The sequence below is a fragment of the Cellulomonas sp. NPDC057328 genome (assembly GCF_042667215.1).
Classification (GTDB): Bacteria; Actinomycetota; Actinomycetes; order Actinomycetales; family Cellulomonadaceae; genus Cellulomonas.
In genome coordinates, this window is record NZ_JBHUZW010000080.1 from 1 (window position 1) to 17,681 (window position 17,681).

Genomic DNA, 17,681 nt, shown 5'->3' on the forward strand with positions numbered 1-17,681 from the left:
GCGGCGAACGCCTCCGCGTGGCGCTCCGCCGACGCCTCCCAGGTGAAGAGCCGCGCCCGGGCTCGGGCGGCGCCCGCAAGCGCGCGACGATGCCCGGGGTCCGAGAGCAGGGCCCGCAGGTGCCGCGCGATGTCCGGCGCGTCGGTGCCCGCGTACGCGACGGCGTCGCCGCCGACCTCGGTCAGCGAGAGCTCGCGGGAGGTGAGCACGGCCGCGCCGCACGCCATCGCCTCGAGCACAGGAAGCCCGAAGCCCTCGCCGAGGCTCGGGTACGCGACGACCTCGGCGCCGGCGAGGTACCCGGCGAGGTCCTCGTAGGGCAGGTAGCCGGGTCGCAGGACCGTGAGCCCGGAAGGCACAGCTGCGATCGCCGGGTCCACCCCGGTGTCCCAGCCGCGGCCACCGGCCAGCACGAGGGCCGGAGGGGCGTCGGTGCCCTCGACGGCGGACGACCAGGCCCGCACGAGGGCCGGGACGTTCTTCCGGGGCTCGAGCGTCCCGAGGAAGGCGACGTACCGGGAGTCACCGAGCCCGAGCGCGCGTCGCACGCGGGCCCGTTCCGCCTCCGGGACCGGGTGGAAGACCTCGGGGTCGACGCCGTGGAGCGCGACCACCACGCGGTCGCGGCGCGCGCCGGCGAACCGCACGAGCTCCTCCAGCGTCGCCCGGGAGGGCACGACGAGCCCTGCGGCCCGCCGCACGGCGAGCCGCGTGGCCGTGCGGAAGAAGACCGCCTTCAGCCGGGAGTGCAGGTGGGGGTGGCTGAAGAAGGTGGCGTCGTGCAGCGTGACGACGACGGGCACGGGGCCGAGCAGCGGCATCGTGTAGTGCGGGCTGAGCAGCACGTCCGCCCGCGCGCGAGCCACGAGCCGCGGCAGGCCGACCTGCTCCCAGCAGAGCCGGACGGGCCGGCGCGCGATGGCCGCGGGGGCGGCGAGGACCGTCGCACCGGGGGCCAGGGCGCGGACCTGCTCCGCGTCGCGCGGCTGCACCACCACCGTGAGCCGCACGTCCGCCCGCGCGGCCAGCGCGGGGATCAGTGCGTCGAGGTACCGACCCACCCCGCCGCGGTCCGCCGGGACGGCCGTCGCGTCGACCGCGACGTGCAGAGCTCGACCCGCACCGCTCGTGGACCCCGTCCCTGCCTGCGCTCGCACCACGTCAGCGTAGCGGCGCCCGGCGCGGCCCCCGACGGCCGTTTAGCATCACCCCGTGGCGACCCGACAGACCCCCGCGGCGGAGGCCCTGCGCGTGGCCCTGGTCGTCGAGCAGCTCTGGCAGCCGGTCCCCGGGGGCTCTGGGACGTACGTGCGGCGCCTCGTCGAGGCGCTCGCGGCCCGCCCGGACGTCGCGGCGACGGGCGTCGCCGCACGCCACGACGCCGACCCGACCGACGGGCGCCTGCCGGTTCCGGTGGTGGCCTCGCGCCTGCCCCGCACGGCGCTGTACGAGGCCTGGTCCCGCCTGGGTGCGCCGCGGGTCGAGGCGCTCGCAGGTCTGCTCGACGTGGTTCACGCCACGACGTGGGCGGTTCCGGCCACGGCCCGTCCCCTCGTCGTCACGGTCCACGACCTGGCGTTTCTCGACGACCCGACCCACTTCACGCGACGCGGCAACGCGTTCTTCCGCCGGGCCCTCGCCGCGGTCCGCGCGCGCGCCGCCGCCGTCGTCGTGCCGTCCCACGCGACCGCGGCGGACTGCCGCAGGCACGGCCTGCCGGCGGATCGGCTGCACGTCGTGCCGCACGGCGTGCAGGTCCCCGCGGTGGGGGCGGACGCCGTGGCGGCCCTGCGCGAGCGCTGGGGCCTGCGCCGCGACTACGTGCTGTGGTGCGGCACGCGCGAGCCGCGCAAGAACCTCGACCGCCTGGTCGAGGCCTTCACCCGGGTCGCGCCGCCCGACGTCGACCTCGTCCTCGTGGGGCCGACGGGCTGGGGCGACGTGCGTGCGGGCGAGGGCGGCGCGATCCGCGTCCTCGGCCGGCTCCCGGAGGCCGACCTCCACGCGGCGTACGCCGGTGCACGCGCGTTCGCGTTCCCGTCCGTCCGCGAGGGGTTCGGGCTGCCCGTCCTGGAGGCGATGGCCCACGGCGTGCCCGTGCTCACGTCCCGCGGCACGGCGTGCGCCGAGGTGGCGGGCGACACCGCCGTCCTCGTCGACCCCCTCAACGTGCCGGCGATCGCCCGAGGGCTCGAGGCGGTCCTGCACCCCGACGCGGCGGAGCTCGGCGCGCGGGGGCGCGCGCGAGCCGACGGGTTCACGTGGGACCAGGCCGCCGCGTCGACGCTGGCGGTGTACCGCTCAGCCGTCTGAGCCACCGCAGCGCGCGCCTCCGAGTCCGCGGCACGAACCCACCGAGACGACCCGCGGGACGAACCGGGACGCTCCGGGCCGCCTTGGGGTGTCACCTCCGGGGGGCCCGCGCTGGCCCGTTACCGTGCACCCGTGAGCACCCATCTCCGCACCGGTGGCGGCGTCGCGACGCTGGCCGTCGCCGTCCTCCTGAGCACGACGGCGTGCGCGGGCCTCGCGCCCGGGGGCGCCGCCCCGGCGACCCCGAGCACGACCTCGTCCGCCGACGCGACGCCGACGTCGAGCGCGAGCCCGGAGGCGACCGCACTCGCCCCCGAGCCGGACATGACCGCACCCGCCGGCGTCCCCGCACCCGACGCGCCTCCCACGACGTCCGGGCCGGTGGAGGTCGTCCCCACCTGGTCCGCGGTCGACGCGGCCACGGGCGACCTCCAGGTCTCCGCCTACGTGACGGTCGTCGAGGCGACCGGGTCGTGCACGCTCACAGTGACCGGACCGGAGGGGCGCACGGCGAGCGTTGGCGTCGAGGCGGAGGCCGACGCCAAGACCACGACGTGCGGTGTGATGTCGGTGCCCGCGTCGCAGCTCGCACGCGGCACGTGGTCGGGCACGGTCACCTACACGTCGCCCACGAGCGCCGGCTCGGCGACGGTCCCACCCGTGGACGTGCCGTGAGCGGCCGCGCGGCCCGGCTCCTCGCACGCGCCGTCCTGGTCCTGGGCACGCTCGTCGCGCTCGCCGCGGCCGGCGGGGGTGCGCCGCCCGCGCAGGCGGCCGACCTCAGCCGCTTCGACCCCGGCATGATCATCAGCGACCAGAACTTCTGGGACAGCGGCGTGATGACGACGGCCGAGGTGCAGGCGTTCCTCGACGCGCGAGGGACGGGCTGCCGACCGGGCCCCGACGGCACCCCGTGTCTGAAGGACGCACGCTTTGACACCGAGACCCGGGCGGCAGACACGCGCTGCACCGCGACGTACCCGGGGGCAGCGCAGGAGTCGGCCGCGCAGGTCATCACGAAGGTCGCCGCCGCCTGCGGCGTGAGTCCGCGCGTGCTGCTCGTCATGCTGCAGAAGGAGCAGGGGCTCGTGACGGCGTCGGGCGCCAACCTGACGCCCAGCCGGTACCGCGCCGCGATGGGCTACGGGTGCCCCGACACGGCGGCGTGCGACGCGCGCTACTACGGCTTCGTCAACCAGGTCTACCAGGCGTCCCGTCAGCTGCGGAACTACGCCTTGAACCCGAACGGGTACGCCCACCGTGCCGGCGTGGTCAACCAGGTCCGCTTCCACCCGAACGCCGCCTGCGGGAGCGCCCCGGTCCTCATCCGCAACCAGGCGACCGCCGGCCTGTACAACTACACGCCGTACCAGCCCAACCGTGCCGCGCTGGCTGCCGGGTACGGCACCGGTGACACGTGCTCGTCGTACGGCAACCGCAACTTCTTCAGCTACTACAGCGACTGGTTCGGGGACCCGGCGGGCCGCGCGCCGATCGGGTACGTCGACTCCTTCACGACGACGAGCCGCGGCTTCACCGTCTCCGGCTGGTCGCTCGACCCCGACTCGCGCGAGTCGAACCAGGTGCACGTGTACGTCGACGGAGTGGGCTACGCGACCGTGGCCGACCTGTCGCGGCCCGACGTCGACGCCGCGTACGGGATGGGCGACCGTCGCGGCTTCCGCCTCACGCTGGACGTCCCGCCGGGTCCGCACCGCGTGTGCACGTACGGCGTCAACATCGGGCCGGGCGACAGCACGCTGTTCGAGTGCCGCGACATCACGATCGTCGACGCAGTCCCGGTCGGCGCGGCGGCGATCGCCACTGGCATGGGCACGATCACGGTCTCGGGCTGGGCGCACGACCCCGACACCCCCGATCCGATCGCCGTCCACGTCTACGTGGGCGGGGTCGGTACCGCGGTCGTGGCCGACCGGACGTCGCCGCCCGGCACCGGCGTGCCGGGGGCGCACGGCTTCGCGCTCACGACCGCGGCACCCGAGGGCACGCACCGGGTGTGCGCGTACGCGATCAACACCTCGTTGGGTGCGCACACCACGCTGCGGTGCCAGGACGTCGCAGTCCGGACGCACGCAGCGCCCCCGGTGGGTGCGATCGACGAGATCACGGTGCGCGGCCGGACGCTCACCGTGGGCGGGTGGGCGCTCGACCCCGACACGTCCTCGCCCATCGGCGTGCACGTCTACGTCGACGGCGTCGGCGCGGCGGTCGTCGCGGATGCCCCGCGACCCGACGTGGGTGCCGCCTACGGCAGGAGTGGCCGGCACGGGTACGTCCACCAACGCGAGCTCGCGCCTGGCGTGCGCACGGTGTGCGTCTACGCGATCAACGACGGCGCGGGACCGAACACGACCCTCGGCTGCTCCTCCGTGACCGTCACCGCCGGCACCACGGCGCCGCGCGGTGCCATCGACGAGATCTCCGTGGACGGACGGACACTGACCGTGCGGGGCTGGGCGCTGGACCCGGACACGACCGCCTCCATCGGCGTGCACGTGTACGTCGACGGCGTAGGCACCGCCCTGGTGGCAGCGGCACCGCGCCCGGACGTCGCGGCCGCCTTCGGACGCCGCACGGATCACGGGTACACGCATCAGCGCACGCTCGCGCCCGGTGCGCACACCGTCTGCGTCTACGCGATCAACGACGGGCCCGGAGCCAACACGACCCTCGGGTGCGCGGGCGTGACGGTCTCGGCCGGCACGGCCGCACCGTTCGGCGCGGTGGACGAGATCTCCGTGTCCGGCCGGACCCTGACCGTGCGCGGGTGGGCCCTCGACCCCGACACGTCGGCCGCCATCGCCGTGCACGTGTACGTCGACGGCGTGGGGACATCCGTCCTGGCCGACCGGCACCGGGCGGACGTCCACGCGGCCTACCGGATGGGGCCGGATCACGGCTACATGCACCAGGCCGCCGTCACGGCGGGGCGTCGCACCGTCTGCGTGTACGCGATCAACGACGCCCCAGGGCCGAACACGACGCTCGGTTGCGCCACCGTCACCGTCGGCTGACGCGCGCGTGCCGCGGTCCGTCGGGGCCGCGGCGCGCGCCGCACGCGGCCGAGGGTCCAGGTGCCGGCGGCTAGACTCGGTGCCGTGCGTGTGCCTCCCGAACCCCGACTGCTGGTGGTCATCCCGGCCTTCAACGAGGAGGGGACGCTCCCCCAGGTCCTTGGCGAGGTCCACGACCACCTCCCCGGGGCGGACGTCGTCGTGGTGAACGACGGCTCGACCGATGCCACGGGGGACGTCGGTCGCCGCCACGGCGCGGTCGTCGTCGACCTTCCGGTCAACCTCGGCGTGGGCGGGGCGATGCGCGCCGGCTACAAGTACGCGCTGCGCGGGGGCTATGACTTCGCGGTGCAGATCGACGCGGACGGCCAGCACGACCCCGCGGAGGTCAAGCGCCTGCTGGAGACGCACCGCACCGAGAACGCCGACGTCGTGATCGGCGCCCGGTTCGCCGGCGCCGGCGCCTACAGCGCCCGCGGGCCGCGGCGCTGGGCGATGCGTGCCCTCTCCCTCGTGCTCAGCCGCATCACGGGCACCAGACTCACGGACACGACCTCGGGGTTCAAGCTCAGCGGCCGTGACGCGATCCGGCTGTTCGCGGCGAACTACCCGGCCGAGTACCTCGGCGACACCGTGGAGTCGCTCGTCATCGCGTCCCGCGCGGGGCTCACCATCCGCCAGGTCGGCGTGACCATGCGTCCGCGCGCCGGTGGCGTGCCGTCGCACAACCCCGCCAAGGCCTTCATCTTCCTCATGCGCGCGCTGCTCGCGCTCGCGGTCGCCCTCTCCCGGCCGACAGCGCCGGTCGTGACCGCCCCCAGCACCTCGGAGGTCTCCCGGTGAGCGGGTACGCACTCTCCGTCGGCATCTGCGTCGTCCTCGCCGGCGCCTTCTTCTGGCTGCTGCGCAGCCGGCGGGTCCGCGAGAAGTACACGGCGATCTGGTTCGTCGTCGTCCTCGGGGTGTGCGTGGTCGGCGCCGTCCCTGGGCTCGTCTTCGGGCTCGCGTCCGCACTGGGTGTCGTGGCGCCGTCGAACCTGGTGTTCGCGCTCGCGATCGTCGTCCTGCTGATCGTGTGCATCCAGCTCAGCGTCGAGGTGTCGAACCTCGAGGAGGAGACCCGCACTATCGCGGAGGAGCTGGCCCTGCTGCGGGCTCAGATCGAGGCCCGTCCCGTCGCACCGACCGCGGACGACGGGGACGGCGCGACCGGTCGTCGCTGACACCGTGCCACCGGCCACCGTCGCGCCCGATCACGCGTGCGATGAGCTGCGCCGTCGAGCGCGCTGCGTGTGCGGTGACGGTGGCGGCTGTGCAGCCAGGTCGGCGACGCGTCAGCGCGCCGCACCCTCGGCGCGGGGACGGGTCACCGCCGGGGGGCGGTGAGACCCGGCCGGTGCCCCTCTCGACGGCCCCGTGCGCGTCCGGAGGTTCCTCGTACGACGAGATCTAGCGGCACGACGGCTGGCCGCGTCGCGGTGGGGCTGCCGACGGCTGGGTCCTGCGCACCCGGGGTGGCACCGACGACGACGTCGCAGTGCCACCCCGGACGGCACGTCAGGTGCGCGGCTGCATCCGCAGCACGCGCTTCGCTCGCTGCGCCGCCTTCGACGCGACCAGGGCGACGCCGCCGTCGGACAGGTAGTCACGAGCGAGCGCGAGGTCGCCGCGGACGCCGGTCCAGGGCGGGGGCTCGACCGCGACGCGCGTCTCGAGCGCCTCGGCCTGGTCGGGGTCGAGCAGGTCCGGAGCTCGCCGAGGAGACCGGCAGAAGTCGATCAGCGGCTGCAGCGCGGTGGACCAGCGGTAGTCCGGCGCAACGGTACGGACGTTGGCACTCAGGCGTGCGGCGAGCTCCGCGTCCGTGAGGATCGTGGTCAGAGCCTCCGCGAGGGCCTCGACGTCGCCCGCCGGGACGACGCGACCGAGGTCCCGGTCCTTGACCAGCGCCGCGAGCGAGTCACCGTCCGTGCAGACGATCGGCAGGGAGGCCCACAGGTAGTCGAGGATGCGCGTGCGGAAGGAGAACGCCGTCTCGACGTGGTCGAGGTGCGTGCTCACACCGATGTCGGACTCGAGCAGGAAGTTCTGCCGCTCGTCGTACGGCACCCACTCGTGGTTGAAGATGACGTGCGTGCCGAGCAGGCCGAGGCGCTCCGCGAGCGAGCGCGCCTGGACGGCCATCCGCATCTCCGGCACGGCCGGGTTCGGGTGCTTGACGCCCATGAAGAGAAGGCGGACCTCCGGCACGCGCTCCTTCATCCGGTCGATCGCGTGGATCAGCGTCAGCGGGTCGAACCAGTTGTAGATGCCACCGCCCCAGAGGATGACCTTGTCGTCCGGCCCGATCCCTGGGATGACCCCCTTGACCATGGGTCGCGTCGGCACCGGCTCGTCGTCGCCGACGCCGAACGGCACGACCGCGAGGAGCTTGCCCAGGGTCTCGTCCTCGTCGTACACGACGGGGTTCACGCGGCCCACGGCGGCCATCTGACCGAGCCAGAAGTCACGCTGCTTCTCCGACGCGCACATGAAGAAGTCCCCGCGCATGAGCTGCTCGTTCAGCACGGCGGTGGACGAGCGCACGACCGATCGTCGCGCCTTCTCCCCCAGGTCCCTCGCCTGCTCGAGCTGCTCGAGGTGGAACGGGTCGTAGATGTCGGCCACGACGACCTTGCGCGAGTCGCGCAGGACCGGGTGCTCGTGCATCAGGAAGCCCTGGAAGACGATGACGTCGGCCCACTTCTCCAGCCGGACGATGTCCCGCGCGTTGACGTGCTCGATGGGAAACGCCGAGCTCGTCAGCGTGCACTCACCGGTCGTGACGAGGCGGACGTCGTGCTCGCCCGACAGGGCGGAGGCGATCTGCCACGCCCGGATCGCGGGGCCGGCCATGCGCGTCGACAGCGTGTCCCCGGTCGCGACGAGGATCCGCCGACGGGCGACGAACGGCTCGCCGACGTCGAACGCGTCGACGACGGCACGGTAGGGCTCGACGAACCCCGGCTCCTGGATGTTCGGCACCAGGGCGTCCCCGAACAGCGGGAGGATCTCCGCGTCGGGACGGCGCCGCGCCCCCTGCACGCTCGCGCGCTTGGCGGCGAGGGCGGGCATCTCGCGTGCGAACTCGTCGAGCGCGTACGTCGACGCGAGCGTCGTCCGCGAGACGGTGGTGGACGGTCCCTCGTCCGGGTCGTGCCCGTGCGCCAGGTCGAGCGTCGTCGGGTCGTCCCCACCGAGCGCGACGCCGCGGCGGACGGCGAGCGCCATGGCACCGGGCAGGAAGCGTTGCAGGTTCCCGTCGTCGTAGTTCTTGTAGATCGTGTACAGCGCGTTGCGCTCCAGCAGGAACTTCTCGCGCCAGGAGCCGATCGACGACATCGAGGCGTGGTGCCGGTGGTAGGTCACGGACGCCGGCACGTACCGCACGCGGTAGCCGAGCACCCACAGCCGCCAGCCGAGGTCGACATCCTCGAAGAACATGAAGTAGTCCTCGTCGAACCCGCCGACCTTCTCGAATACCGCGGCGCGCATCACGAGGGACGAGCCCGTGCCGAACAGGACGTCGCGCTCCGCCTCCGGATCGTTGCCCGGCTCCTGCCCGACGCCGAGCTTGAACGCCTGCCCGTACCAGGACATGCCGGCACCGGCGAAGTCGATGGTGCGGCCCTCCCAGTCGAGGACCTTCGTGGCGACGGCCCCGACCTCGAGCGAGCGCTCGAGCACGGGCACGGCGGCCGTCAGGAAGCGACGGTCCGGACGCGCGTCGTTGTTGACGAACGCGACGTACTCACCGGTCGAGCGGGCCACTCCCAGGTTGCACCCGCCCGCGAACCCGAGGTTCGTCGGCGACTTCACGACCTTCGCGCGCGGGACCGCGGCGCGGATACGGGCCACGTCGTCGCCACGAGAGGCGTTGTCCACCACGACGAGCTCGAGCTGGTCCGCGGGCCAGTCGACGTCGTCGAACGACCGTAGGCACGTGATCGTGTCCTCGGCACCGTTGTAGTTGATGACGACGATCGAGACCGTCCCCGGCCGGCGTTCCGAACTCACGCGTCCTCCAACGACTCGTCCTGCTTCGATCCCCTGCGCGTGACGGCCCGCCACGCCTGCCGCGGAAGCGAGTCGCGCAGCTGGGCGACGTGGTCCTCCAGGACCACGATCCTGTCGCGCGCGGCCACGAGGTGCGCCTCCCGGTCGGCGACGACCGCACGCGTGGTGGCGAGCTCTTCCCGCAGGCGCGCCAGCTCCGCCTGCTGCGACGCGGCGACGCCCGCCGCACCCAGCCGCGACGCGAGCACGGCCCCGCCGATCGCCGCCAGCGTGCCCGCCGCGTCGGCCGACTGCGCGGGCGAGCGCAGGTCGTCCACGACCCGGGTGAGCTCCTCCAGGGACCGCGTCCTCGACGCCACCACCACGTGGCGGTAGGACGGGGCGGCGTTGTCCGACAACGACTGCCGCTCGTTGTAGAACCGGTTGACCGCATCGAGCTCGGGCATGCCCGATGCAAGCATCTCGTGGTGGAACATCATGCCGAGCAGCCACCGCGGCAGGTACCCGCTCGGCAGGACGCCCACGGCCCAGTCGTCGGCGGCGAGCGCCGCGACGGTCTCCTCGATGCGCGGCAGGCCGTTGTCGATGTGCTCCTGCAGCGTGCCGAACACCTCGCCGAAGCGGGCAGTGACGAACGCCTGGAGCGCCTGCTCGGCCAGCTCGACGCCCTCGGTGGCGTGCGGGGCGCTGAGGACGACGTAGTCGCGCGCGACCCGGTGGCACTCGGCCAGGAACGCCTCGCGGTACTGCGCGGGGATGTGCTCCAGCGTGTCGAGCGTGAGGACGATGTCGAAGGAAGCGTCGGCGAACGGGAGCTGCGCACCGTCGGCGACCACGAAGTTGCCCTCGTGGGTGCCGTACCTGTCGACCACGGCGACCTGGGCCCCGGGGAAGAACAGCTCGAGGAACCCCGGGCCGCCGCCCACGTCGAGCATCGTGCGACCGTGGCTGCCGCCGAGGGCGTCCACGACCCGTGCCGCCGTCGCGTAGCGCTGGTACTGGTCGAACGGCAGTCCGAGCGCCTCGTGCGAGCGCCAGATCGGCTGGTCCATCAGCGATCACCCTCCACTGTCCATCGGCCCCCCAGGCTGACGACCCCGAGCCGCTCCGACGGCGTACCGGGCATGACGTCGAAGCGCGCGGCGCGCGCCTGCTGGTCGAACGCGTGCGCGAGGGTTGCGTCGGCCACCCCGGTCGACACGTCGTACGTCCCCGGCAGCAGCATGAGCCGGTCGACCCGCAGGTCCACGCTGCCACGGCTGCCCGCGCGCACGTCGAGGCGCAGGCCCGCGTCCTTCGTGTTCGGCCCCGTCACGTGCTGGCCGGTGATCGTGTGCAGCCCGATACCCATGACGACGTCCTGGACGTCGGCCGTGGCGGACCAGTGCAGTCGCAGCGTGAACGGTTCGCCGGTCCGCACGGTGTGCTGGCCGTCGGCACCGAGCACCTCGACCCCGTCGACGCGCACCTCGCCGGAGCCGTGGCGCACGCCGCCGTCAGCAGTGTGCTCCGTGTCGCGCTCGCCGTGCGAGCTCTCGACGTAGTCGTCGACGACCTCGTGCGGCTTGCCGACAGCCTGGAGGCGACCGTGGTCGAGCCAGGCGACCTCGTCGCACATGTCCCGCATCGTGCCGAGCGCGTGGCTGACGACGACGATGGTGCGGCCCTGGTCCCTGAAGTCCTTGAACTTCTCCATGCACTTGCGCTGGAACTCCTCATCACCGACGGCCAGCACCTCGTCGACCATGAGGATGTCCGGCTCGACGTTGATCGCGACCGAGAAGCCGAGCCGCACGTACATGCCGGACGAGTAGTTCTTGACCGGGGTGTCGATGAACTTCTCAAGGCCCGCGAAGCCGACGATGTCGTCGAAGCGCGCGTCGATCTCGCTCTTGCGCAGGCCGAGGATGGAACCGTTGAGGTAGACGTTGTCGCGGCCGGACAGCTCCGGGTGGAAGCCCGCGCCGAGCTCGAGCAGCGCGCTGACCTTGCCGGTGACGGCGATCCGGCCGCGGTCCGGTACGAGGATCTTCGCCAGGCACTTGAGCATCGTGGACTTGCCGGAGCCGTTGTGGCCGACGAGACCGAACGTGGTGCCCTGGGGGATGTCGAAGGAGACGTCCTGGAGCGCCCAGAACTCGTCGAACTTGGCGCGACGCCCGCGCATCAGCGCGATCTTCAGCGACTGGTTGCGCTCGTGGTAGACGCGAAAGCGCTTGGAGACGCCCTCCGCCCGGATGACCTTGGTCACAGCTCCTCCGCAAGTCGACCCTCGAGCCGGGCGAACACCCGGTTGCCCAGCCACAGCAGCACGGCGGTGACTGCGAGGCAGTAGCCGAGAGACACCCAGCTGGGCACGGTCCCCGAGTAGAGCATGTCGCGGACCGCCTCGACGAAGCCGACCATCGGGTTGACGGAGTAGATCTGCTCGAGCGGCAACCGCGAGGCCCAGCCGTCCCCGTCCTGGACGCCCTGGATGAGCGTGAGCGGGTAGATGATCGGAGTCGTGTAGAACCACACCTGCATGAACAGGCTGACGAAGTGCGCGACGTCGCGGAAGTAGACGTTGACCACGGAGAGCATCAGGCCGAGGCCCAACGAGAAGAAGGCGACGAGCACCATCACCACGAGCAGGAGCGGGAGCCACGGCAGCACGTTGACGCCGAACGCGAGGAAGATCACCGCGAGCACGGCCATCTCGATCGCGTACGTCACGAAGCCGGCCATGACCGTCGAGATGACGAGCAACCGTCGCGGGAAGTACGTCTTCTTGATGAGGTTGCCGTTGCCGACGAGCGCGCCCTGCCCGCCCTGCACCGCACCGGCCATGAAGTTCCACGTGAGCAGCCCGCAGAGCAGGAACAAGGGGTAGCTGTGCAGCCCCCCGGCGCCGACCGGCGGCTCGACGCGCATGATGGTCGAGAACACTGCCGTGAAGATGACCGTCGTGGCGAGCGGGTTGATCAAGGACCAGAGCCAACCGAGCGCCGTGCCCTTGTACTTGCTGCGCAGCTCGCGCCGCACCAGATTCAGGAGGAGCTCGCGGGATCCGACGACCTCGCGCGTGTCCGACAGGATGCCCAACGACCGACTTCCGTTCCCGAGGTGGCGCCTACCGGGCGTATGCCCAGGCGGTGAACGAGGATACACGGCGCATGTCACCCACCCGCGCGTGCCCAGGAGGCCCCGCCGGCACTGCCGGTCGGCGCGGGCGCGCGTGAGAGCATCACCGCGTGCGCATCACCCTGGACGGGACCCCGCTGCTCGGCCGCCGGACGGGCATCGGGACGTACGTCGCCCGCCTCGTCGACGCGCTGCCCGAGGCGGTCGCCCGCCGCGGGCTCGACGCGCGCGTCGACGTGACCACGTGGAGCCTGCGCGGTGGCCGCGTCGAGGGCCTGCCGCCCACCGTGCGCCAGACCGGTCCCCGCGTGCCGGCACGTGCGCTCCGCGCGGCGTGGCAGCGGGTTGACGCCCCCGCCGTCGAGCTGCTCGTGGGCCGGACCGACGTGGTGCACGGCACCAACTTCGTCTCGCCGCCCACCGTCCGGGCGCGCGAGGTCGTCACCGTGCACGACCTCGCGTACGTCCACCTGCCGGCGACCGTGAGCGCCGACTCCGCGCGCTACCGCGTGCTCGTGCCACGAGCCCTACGCCGCGGCGCGCACGTGCTCGTGCCGTCGGGCGCCACCGGGCGTGCCGTGCGGGAGCACTACGGCCTCGGCGCCGACCGCGTCAGCGTGACTCCGCTCGGCGTCGACGCGTCGTGGTCCTCGGCCGTCGCGGCGCCGGCCGAGGTGCGGGACGCGATGGGCGTCGGTGACGACTACCTGCTGTTCGTCGGGTCGCTGGAGCCCCGCAAGAACCTGCCGCGCCTGCTGCGGGCCCACGCGGCGCTGCGCGCGCAGGACCCCGGGACGCCGGTCCTGGTGCTGGCGGGGCCCGCGGGGCGCGACCTCCACGTGCGGGAGCAAGCGGGCGTGGTGCGCACCGGCTGGCTCGACGACGACACGCTGCGCGGGCTCGTCGCCGGCGCGCGGGCCGTGCTCCTCCCCTCGCTGGACGAGGGCTTCGGCCTGCCGGTGCTCGAGGCGATGGCCGCCGGGCGGCCGGTGCTCGCGGGGGACGTCCCCGCTCTGCGCGAGGTCGGCGGGCGGCACGCGACGTACGCCGCACCGACCGACGTCGACGCGCTCGCGGACGGGCTCGACCGCGTGCTGCGGACCCCGGACGACGCGGCGGCACGCGCGTCGCGGCAGGCGTGGGCGGCCGGCTTCACGTGGGCCCGCACCGCCGACACCACGCTCGACGCGTACGTCCGGGCGGCCGCGTGAGCTCCGCCGACGTGGGTCCCGCGCCCGACGTCACCGTCGTCACGGTCACCTACGACGCCGCGGAGCTCGTGCTGCGCTGCCTCGACAGCCTGCGCGCGCAGGAGCTGGGCGGGCTGCGCGCCGAGGTGGTCGTGGTCGACAACTCGTCGCGGGACGGCACGGCGGACCTGGTGGCGCGCGAGCGGCCGGACGTCGTCCTGGTCCGCTCCGGCACGAACCTCGGCTTCGCCGGCGGCAACAACGTGGCGCTGCGGCACGTGCGCTCGCGCTTCGTGGTGCTCCTCAACAACGACGCCGTCGCGGAGCCGGATGCGGTCCGCCGCCTCGTCGAGGCGATGGACGCCGCACCGGCGGACGTCGCGGCCATGGCGGCGACCGTGCTCCTCGCCGACCGGTTCAGAGCGGCCGCGCCGGACGACCGGGACGTCGTGGCGGGCCCGGACGGACGCTGGGTCCGTGACCCCGAGGGCGACGTGCGGCTCGTCAACTCCTCGGGCAACGAGCTGCGCACCGACGGGTACGGCCAGGACCGCGGCTGGCTCGCGGACGCGGCCCGGCACGCACCGCCGCGGGAGGTGTTCGGGTTCAGCGGCGCCGCGGCGGTCCTGCGCACGTCGGCGCTGCGCGAGGTCGGCCTCTTCGACGAGCGGTTCTTCATGTACTACGAGGACACCGACCTGTCGTGGCGGCTGCGGCTCGCCGGGTACCGCATCGAGCACTGCGCCGACGTCGTCGTGCACCACGTGCATGCCGCGTCGTCGACCGAGGGCAGCCCGTTCTTCCGCTTCCACGACACGCGCAACCGCCTCGCAACGCTGACGAAGAACGCGGGAGCGCCGTTGGCGCTGCGGGTCATCGGCCGTGAGGTGCTCACGACGGGATCCCTCGCCGTGCGCCGACGCCGCTGGGACCTTGCCGGACCGCGGGCCCGCGCGCTCGTGTCTTGGGCGGCGATGCTCCCCCACCTGCTCACGGAGCGTCGACGCATCGGCCGCACCGCGCGCACGCCGCGCCGAGTGGTCGAGCGACTGCTCGTCCCCGCGACCGCCGGGTTCGGGTACCGCGCGTAGGTCGCGCTAGGCTCGCCCGGTCGCGTTTGACCTCGAGGAGAACTGTCGCCATGCGCATGCTCGTCACCGGCGGGGCCGGATTCATCGGCTCCAACTTCGTCCACCAGACCGTGCGCGAGCGCCCCGACGTGCACGTCACCGTGCTCGACGCGCTGACGTACGCGGGCGACGAGCGCAGCCTCGACCCCGTCGACGGCAAGGTCGTCCTCGCCAAGGGCGACATCGCCGACCCCGACGTTGTGGACAGCCTCGTCAAGGACGTCGACCTCGTCGTGCACTTCGCCGCCGAGTCGCACAACGACAACTCGCTGCACGACCCGTGGCCGTTCGTGCGCACCAACGTCATCGGCACGTACCAGCTCCTCGAGGCGGTCCGCCGTCACGACGTGCGCTTCCACCACATCTCGACGGACGAGGTCTACGGCGACCTCGAGCTCGACGACCCGGCGAAGTTCACGCCGGACACGCCGTACAACCCCTCGAGCCCGTACTCGTCGACCAAGGCGTCGTCGGACCTGCTGGTCCGCGCGTGGGCGCGCAGCTTCGGCGTGCGCGCGACGATCTCGAACTGCTCGAACAACTACGGGCCGTTCCAGCACGTGGAGAAGTTCATCCCGCGGCAGATCACCAACGTCATCGACGGCGTCCGGCCCAAGCTCTACGGCACGGGCGAGAACGTCCGGGACTGGATCCACGTCGAGGACCACAACAGCGCGGTCTGGTCGATCATCGAGAAGGGCCGCCTCGGCGAGACCTACCTCATCGGCGCCGACGGCGAGAAGGACAACAAGACCGTCATCGAGCTCATCCTCGAGCTCATGGGCCAGCCGTCCGACGCCTACGACCACGTCAACGACCGGCCGGGCCACGACCTGCGCTACGCGATCGACGCGACGAAGCTGCGCACCGAGCTCGGCTGGGAGCCGCGGTACACGACGTTCCGCGACGGCCTGGCGGCGACCATCGACTGGTACCGCGCGCACGAGTCGTGGTGGCGGCCGCAGAAGGACGCCACCGAGGCGAAGTACGCCGTCCTCGGCCGCTGACCGGGTCGGCGACGAGCCGGACGACCAGCCGCACCCCGCTCTCGGGCGGGCGCACCGGGGCATCTGCACAGATCATTCACGGCGCCCCTGCCCCGGCTCCCCCGCTCGACGCGGGCGCGCTCCTACCATCTGACACGTGACCACCCGCCACGCCGCTCCTCGACGCCGTCGTGCGCCCCGGCACGCCCGCGACCTCCGCTCGCACGGGGTGCTCCGCGGTGTCGCGCTGGCGGTGACGACCGTGCTCGTCTTCGGCGCCGCCGGCGGCGTGGCGGTGGCCGCGCGGCTGAACGGCAACGTCGACACGGTGAGCCTCGACGGCCTGGTGGCGGAAGCCCCCACCCCGACCGGGCCGCCCGACCCCACGGACGCGCGCGCCGGCGAGGCGGTCAACGTCCTGATCCTCGGGTCGGACCAGCGCGACGGCGAGAACGAGGCCATCGGCGGAGCGGTCGAGGGCATGCGGTCGGACACGACGATTCTCATGCACGTCTCCGCGGACCGCACCCGCGTCGAGCTCGTGTCCATCCCGCGTGACTCCCTCGTTGACATCCCCGCGTGCACCATGTCGGACGGGCGGACGACGAAGGCGCGCAAGGGCATGTTCAACGACGCCTTCGCGATCGGCTACGACAACGGCAACGACATCGCGTCGGCCGCGGCCTGCACCTGGAGCACGGTCGTGGAGAACACGGGCGTGCCGCTGACGCACTTCGTGGTGATCGACTTCGCCGGGTTCCAGAACATGATCAACGCCGTCGGCGGCGTCGAGACGTGCATCGAGAACGACATCAAGGACCGGTACACCGGCCTCGACATCACCGCGGGCCTGCACCGCCTCGACGGGGTCACCGCCCTGCAGTACGCGCGCGCTCGGCACGGCACCGGCCTCGACGGCTCCGACATCATGCGCGCCGGCCGGCAGCAGCGGCTCATCGCGGACCTCGCCGACGAGGTGCTGTCGAAGAACGTGCTCACGGACGCCCCGCAGCTGCTGCAGTTCCTCAGCGCCGCGACGCAGTCCCTCACGACCGACGTGACGATGGGCGACCTCACGGGTCTCGCCTTCAGCCTGCGCAGCATCGACCGCGCCAACATCGTGCTGACGACGGTGCCGTGGGCACCGGCGCGGACCGACCCGAACCGCGTGGAGTGGACGTCGGCGGCCGACGAGCTGTGGGCGAACATCGCCTCCGACGTGCCGATGCTCGGCGCGCCGACGCCCGAGCCGACGCCGACGACCGCACCGCCCCAGGCCGGTGGCCCCGCCGACCCGGCCGCGCCCGTGGACCCCGCCGACCCCGGTGCGGGTGACGCGCCGGTCGCCGAGCCCACCCCGACGCCGACGAAGACGCCGGGCCGCGAGGCCTTCACCGCGGCCGACGTCACGTCGAGCTGCTGAGGCGCCGTGGCACCCCGCGACCGGTCGGACGAGACCCCGCCGCCGAGCTTCAGCCCGTCGGGCGGCCGCGCTCGGCCGGAGGCGTCGGACGCACGCGTGGTCGGCGCGGACGGCGCGCCGCGCCGCGCCGGCTCACCGCGGCGCCCGCCCGCCCCGCGGCGACCCGGTGGGACCGAGCGATCGGGCGGAGCCGAGCGACCCGGCGGGGCCGAGCGTCCCGCGGCGGCCGAGCGTCCCGCCGCACCGCGGCCCGCCGCCCCCGCACGCACACCCCGGACCGCGACCGCCCGTCCGGCCGCCCCCGCGGGCGGTGCCGCCCGGACGCCGCAGCGTCCCGCACGGCGCCCGGCCGACGACGCCGGTCCGACGCCCGCCGGCGGCACGCCCGCGTCGTTCGCGCCGGCCGGCCGGCCACGTCCGGACGG

The 17,681-nt window shown here is 73.3% G+C and carries 14 protein-coding genes; 9 read left to right on the forward strand and 5 right to left on the reverse strand.

What is annotated here, in order from left to right; translation table 11 throughout:
- A partial coding sequence (locus ACFUMH_RS13630; protein WP_378206351.1) for a glycosyltransferase family 4 protein occupies positions 1–1,157 on the reverse strand: 1,157 nt, incomplete at its 3' end.
- 55 nt (positions 1,158–1,212) lie between these two features.
- Here ACFUMH_RS13630 and ACFUMH_RS13635 point away from each other — a divergent pair.
- From ACFUMH_RS13635 to ACFUMH_RS13655, 5 genes are all read left to right on the forward strand, one after another.
- Positions 1,213–2,313: a glycosyltransferase family 4 protein gene (locus ACFUMH_RS13635; RefSeq protein ID WP_378206354.1), complete on the forward strand. Its 1,101-nt coding sequence runs from the start codon at positions 1,213–1,215 to the stop codon at positions 2,311–2,313.
- Positions 2,314–2,445: 132 nt separating this feature from the next.
- Entirely contained in the window at positions 2,446–2,988 is a 543-nt protein-coding gene (locus ACFUMH_RS13640) for a hypothetical protein (RefSeq protein WP_378206357.1), read from the forward strand.
- The gene (locus ACFUMH_RS13645) at positions 2,985–5,348 is read left to right on the forward strand and encodes a hypothetical protein (protein ID WP_378206360.1); all 2,364 of its coding nucleotides are present in this window, start codon (positions 2,985–2,987) and stop codon (positions 5,346–5,348) included. Before ACFUMH_RS13640 ends, ACFUMH_RS13645 begins: the two co-directional genes overlap by 4 nt.
- An 84-nt stretch (positions 5,349–5,432) precedes the next feature.
- A complete protein-coding gene (locus ACFUMH_RS13650; RefSeq protein ID WP_378206363.1) occupies positions 5,433–6,191 on the forward strand; it encodes a glycosyltransferase family 2 protein in 759 nt (252 codons plus the stop codon).
- Positions 6,188–6,571 carry a DUF2304 domain-containing protein gene (locus tag ACFUMH_RS13655; RefSeq protein WP_378206366.1) on the forward strand — a complete coding sequence of 128 codons (384 nt, stop codon included), beginning with the start codon at positions 6,188–6,190 and terminating at the stop codon, positions 6,569–6,571. The genes ACFUMH_RS13650 and ACFUMH_RS13655 overlap by 4 nt, the downstream gene beginning before the upstream one ends.
- Before the next feature lie 334 nt (positions 6,572–6,905).
- Here ACFUMH_RS13655 and ACFUMH_RS13660 read toward each other — a convergent pair whose 3' ends face one another.
- Genes ACFUMH_RS13660 through ACFUMH_RS13675 form a run of 4 tightly spaced genes read right to left on the reverse strand, consistent with a single transcriptional unit; the run spans position 6,906 to position 12,488 of the window.
- Positions 6,906–9,404: a glycosyltransferase gene (locus ACFUMH_RS13660; RefSeq protein ID WP_378206369.1), complete on the reverse strand. Its 2,499-nt coding sequence runs from the start codon at positions 9,402–9,404 to the stop codon at positions 6,906–6,908.
- Positions 9,401–10,456, reverse strand: a complete 1,056-nt coding sequence (locus tag ACFUMH_RS13665) for a class I SAM-dependent methyltransferase (protein ID WP_378206372.1) — start codon at positions 10,454–10,456, stop codon at positions 9,401–9,403. The genes ACFUMH_RS13660 and ACFUMH_RS13665 overlap by 4 nt, the downstream gene beginning before the upstream one ends.
- Positions 10,456–11,655 carry an ABC transporter ATP-binding protein gene (locus ACFUMH_RS13670; RefSeq protein ID WP_378206375.1) on the reverse strand — a complete coding sequence of 400 codons (1,200 nt, stop codon included), beginning with the start codon at positions 11,653–11,655 and terminating at the stop codon, positions 10,456–10,458. Before ACFUMH_RS13670 ends, ACFUMH_RS13665 begins: the two co-directional genes overlap by 1 nt.
- Positions 11,652–12,488 carry an ABC transporter permease gene (locus ACFUMH_RS13675; protein ID WP_378206378.1) on the reverse strand — a complete coding sequence of 279 codons (837 nt, stop codon included), beginning with the start codon at positions 12,486–12,488 and terminating at the stop codon, positions 11,652–11,654. The genes ACFUMH_RS13670 and ACFUMH_RS13675 overlap by 4 nt, the downstream gene beginning before the upstream one ends.
- A gap of 149 nt (positions 12,489–12,637) precedes the next feature.
- On the opposite strand from ACFUMH_RS13675, the gene ACFUMH_RS13680 reads away from it, so the two are divergent.
- From ACFUMH_RS13680 to ACFUMH_RS13695, 4 genes are all read left to right on the forward strand, one after another.
- Entirely contained in the window at positions 12,638–13,738 is a 1,101-nt protein-coding gene (locus ACFUMH_RS13680) for a glycosyltransferase family 4 protein (RefSeq protein WP_378206381.1), read from the forward strand.
- Positions 13,735–14,808 carry a glycosyltransferase family 2 protein gene (locus ACFUMH_RS13685; protein ID WP_378206384.1) on the forward strand — a complete coding sequence of 358 codons (1,074 nt, stop codon included), beginning with the start codon at positions 13,735–13,737 and terminating at the stop codon, positions 14,806–14,808. The genes ACFUMH_RS13680 and ACFUMH_RS13685 overlap by 4 nt, the downstream gene beginning before the upstream one ends.
- Positions 14,809–14,858: 50 nt before the next feature.
- On the forward strand, positions 14,859–15,854 hold the full coding sequence (gene rfbB, locus ACFUMH_RS13690) for a dTDP-glucose 4,6-dehydratase (protein WP_378206387.1): 996 nt from the start codon (positions 14,859–14,861) through the stop codon (positions 15,852–15,854).
- Positions 15,855–15,990: 136 nt separating this feature from the next.
- On the forward strand, positions 15,991–17,256 hold the full coding sequence (locus tag ACFUMH_RS13695) for an LCP family protein (RefSeq protein WP_378206390.1): 1,266 nt from the start codon (positions 15,991–15,993) through the stop codon (positions 17,254–17,256).
- The last annotated feature ends 425 nt before the right edge of the window (positions 17,257–17,681 follow it).

What these genes read in the sequence shown, in the direction of transcription:
- rfbB (WP_378206387.1), top strand. Translation starts at nt 14,859, where the DNA reads ATGCGCATGCTCGTCACCGGCGGGGCCGGATTCATCGGCTCCAACTTC.
- ACFUMH_RS13665 (WP_378206372.1), bottom strand. Translation starts at nt 10,456, where the DNA reads ATGGACCAGCCGATCTGGCGCTCGCACGAGGCGCTCGGACTGCCGTTC.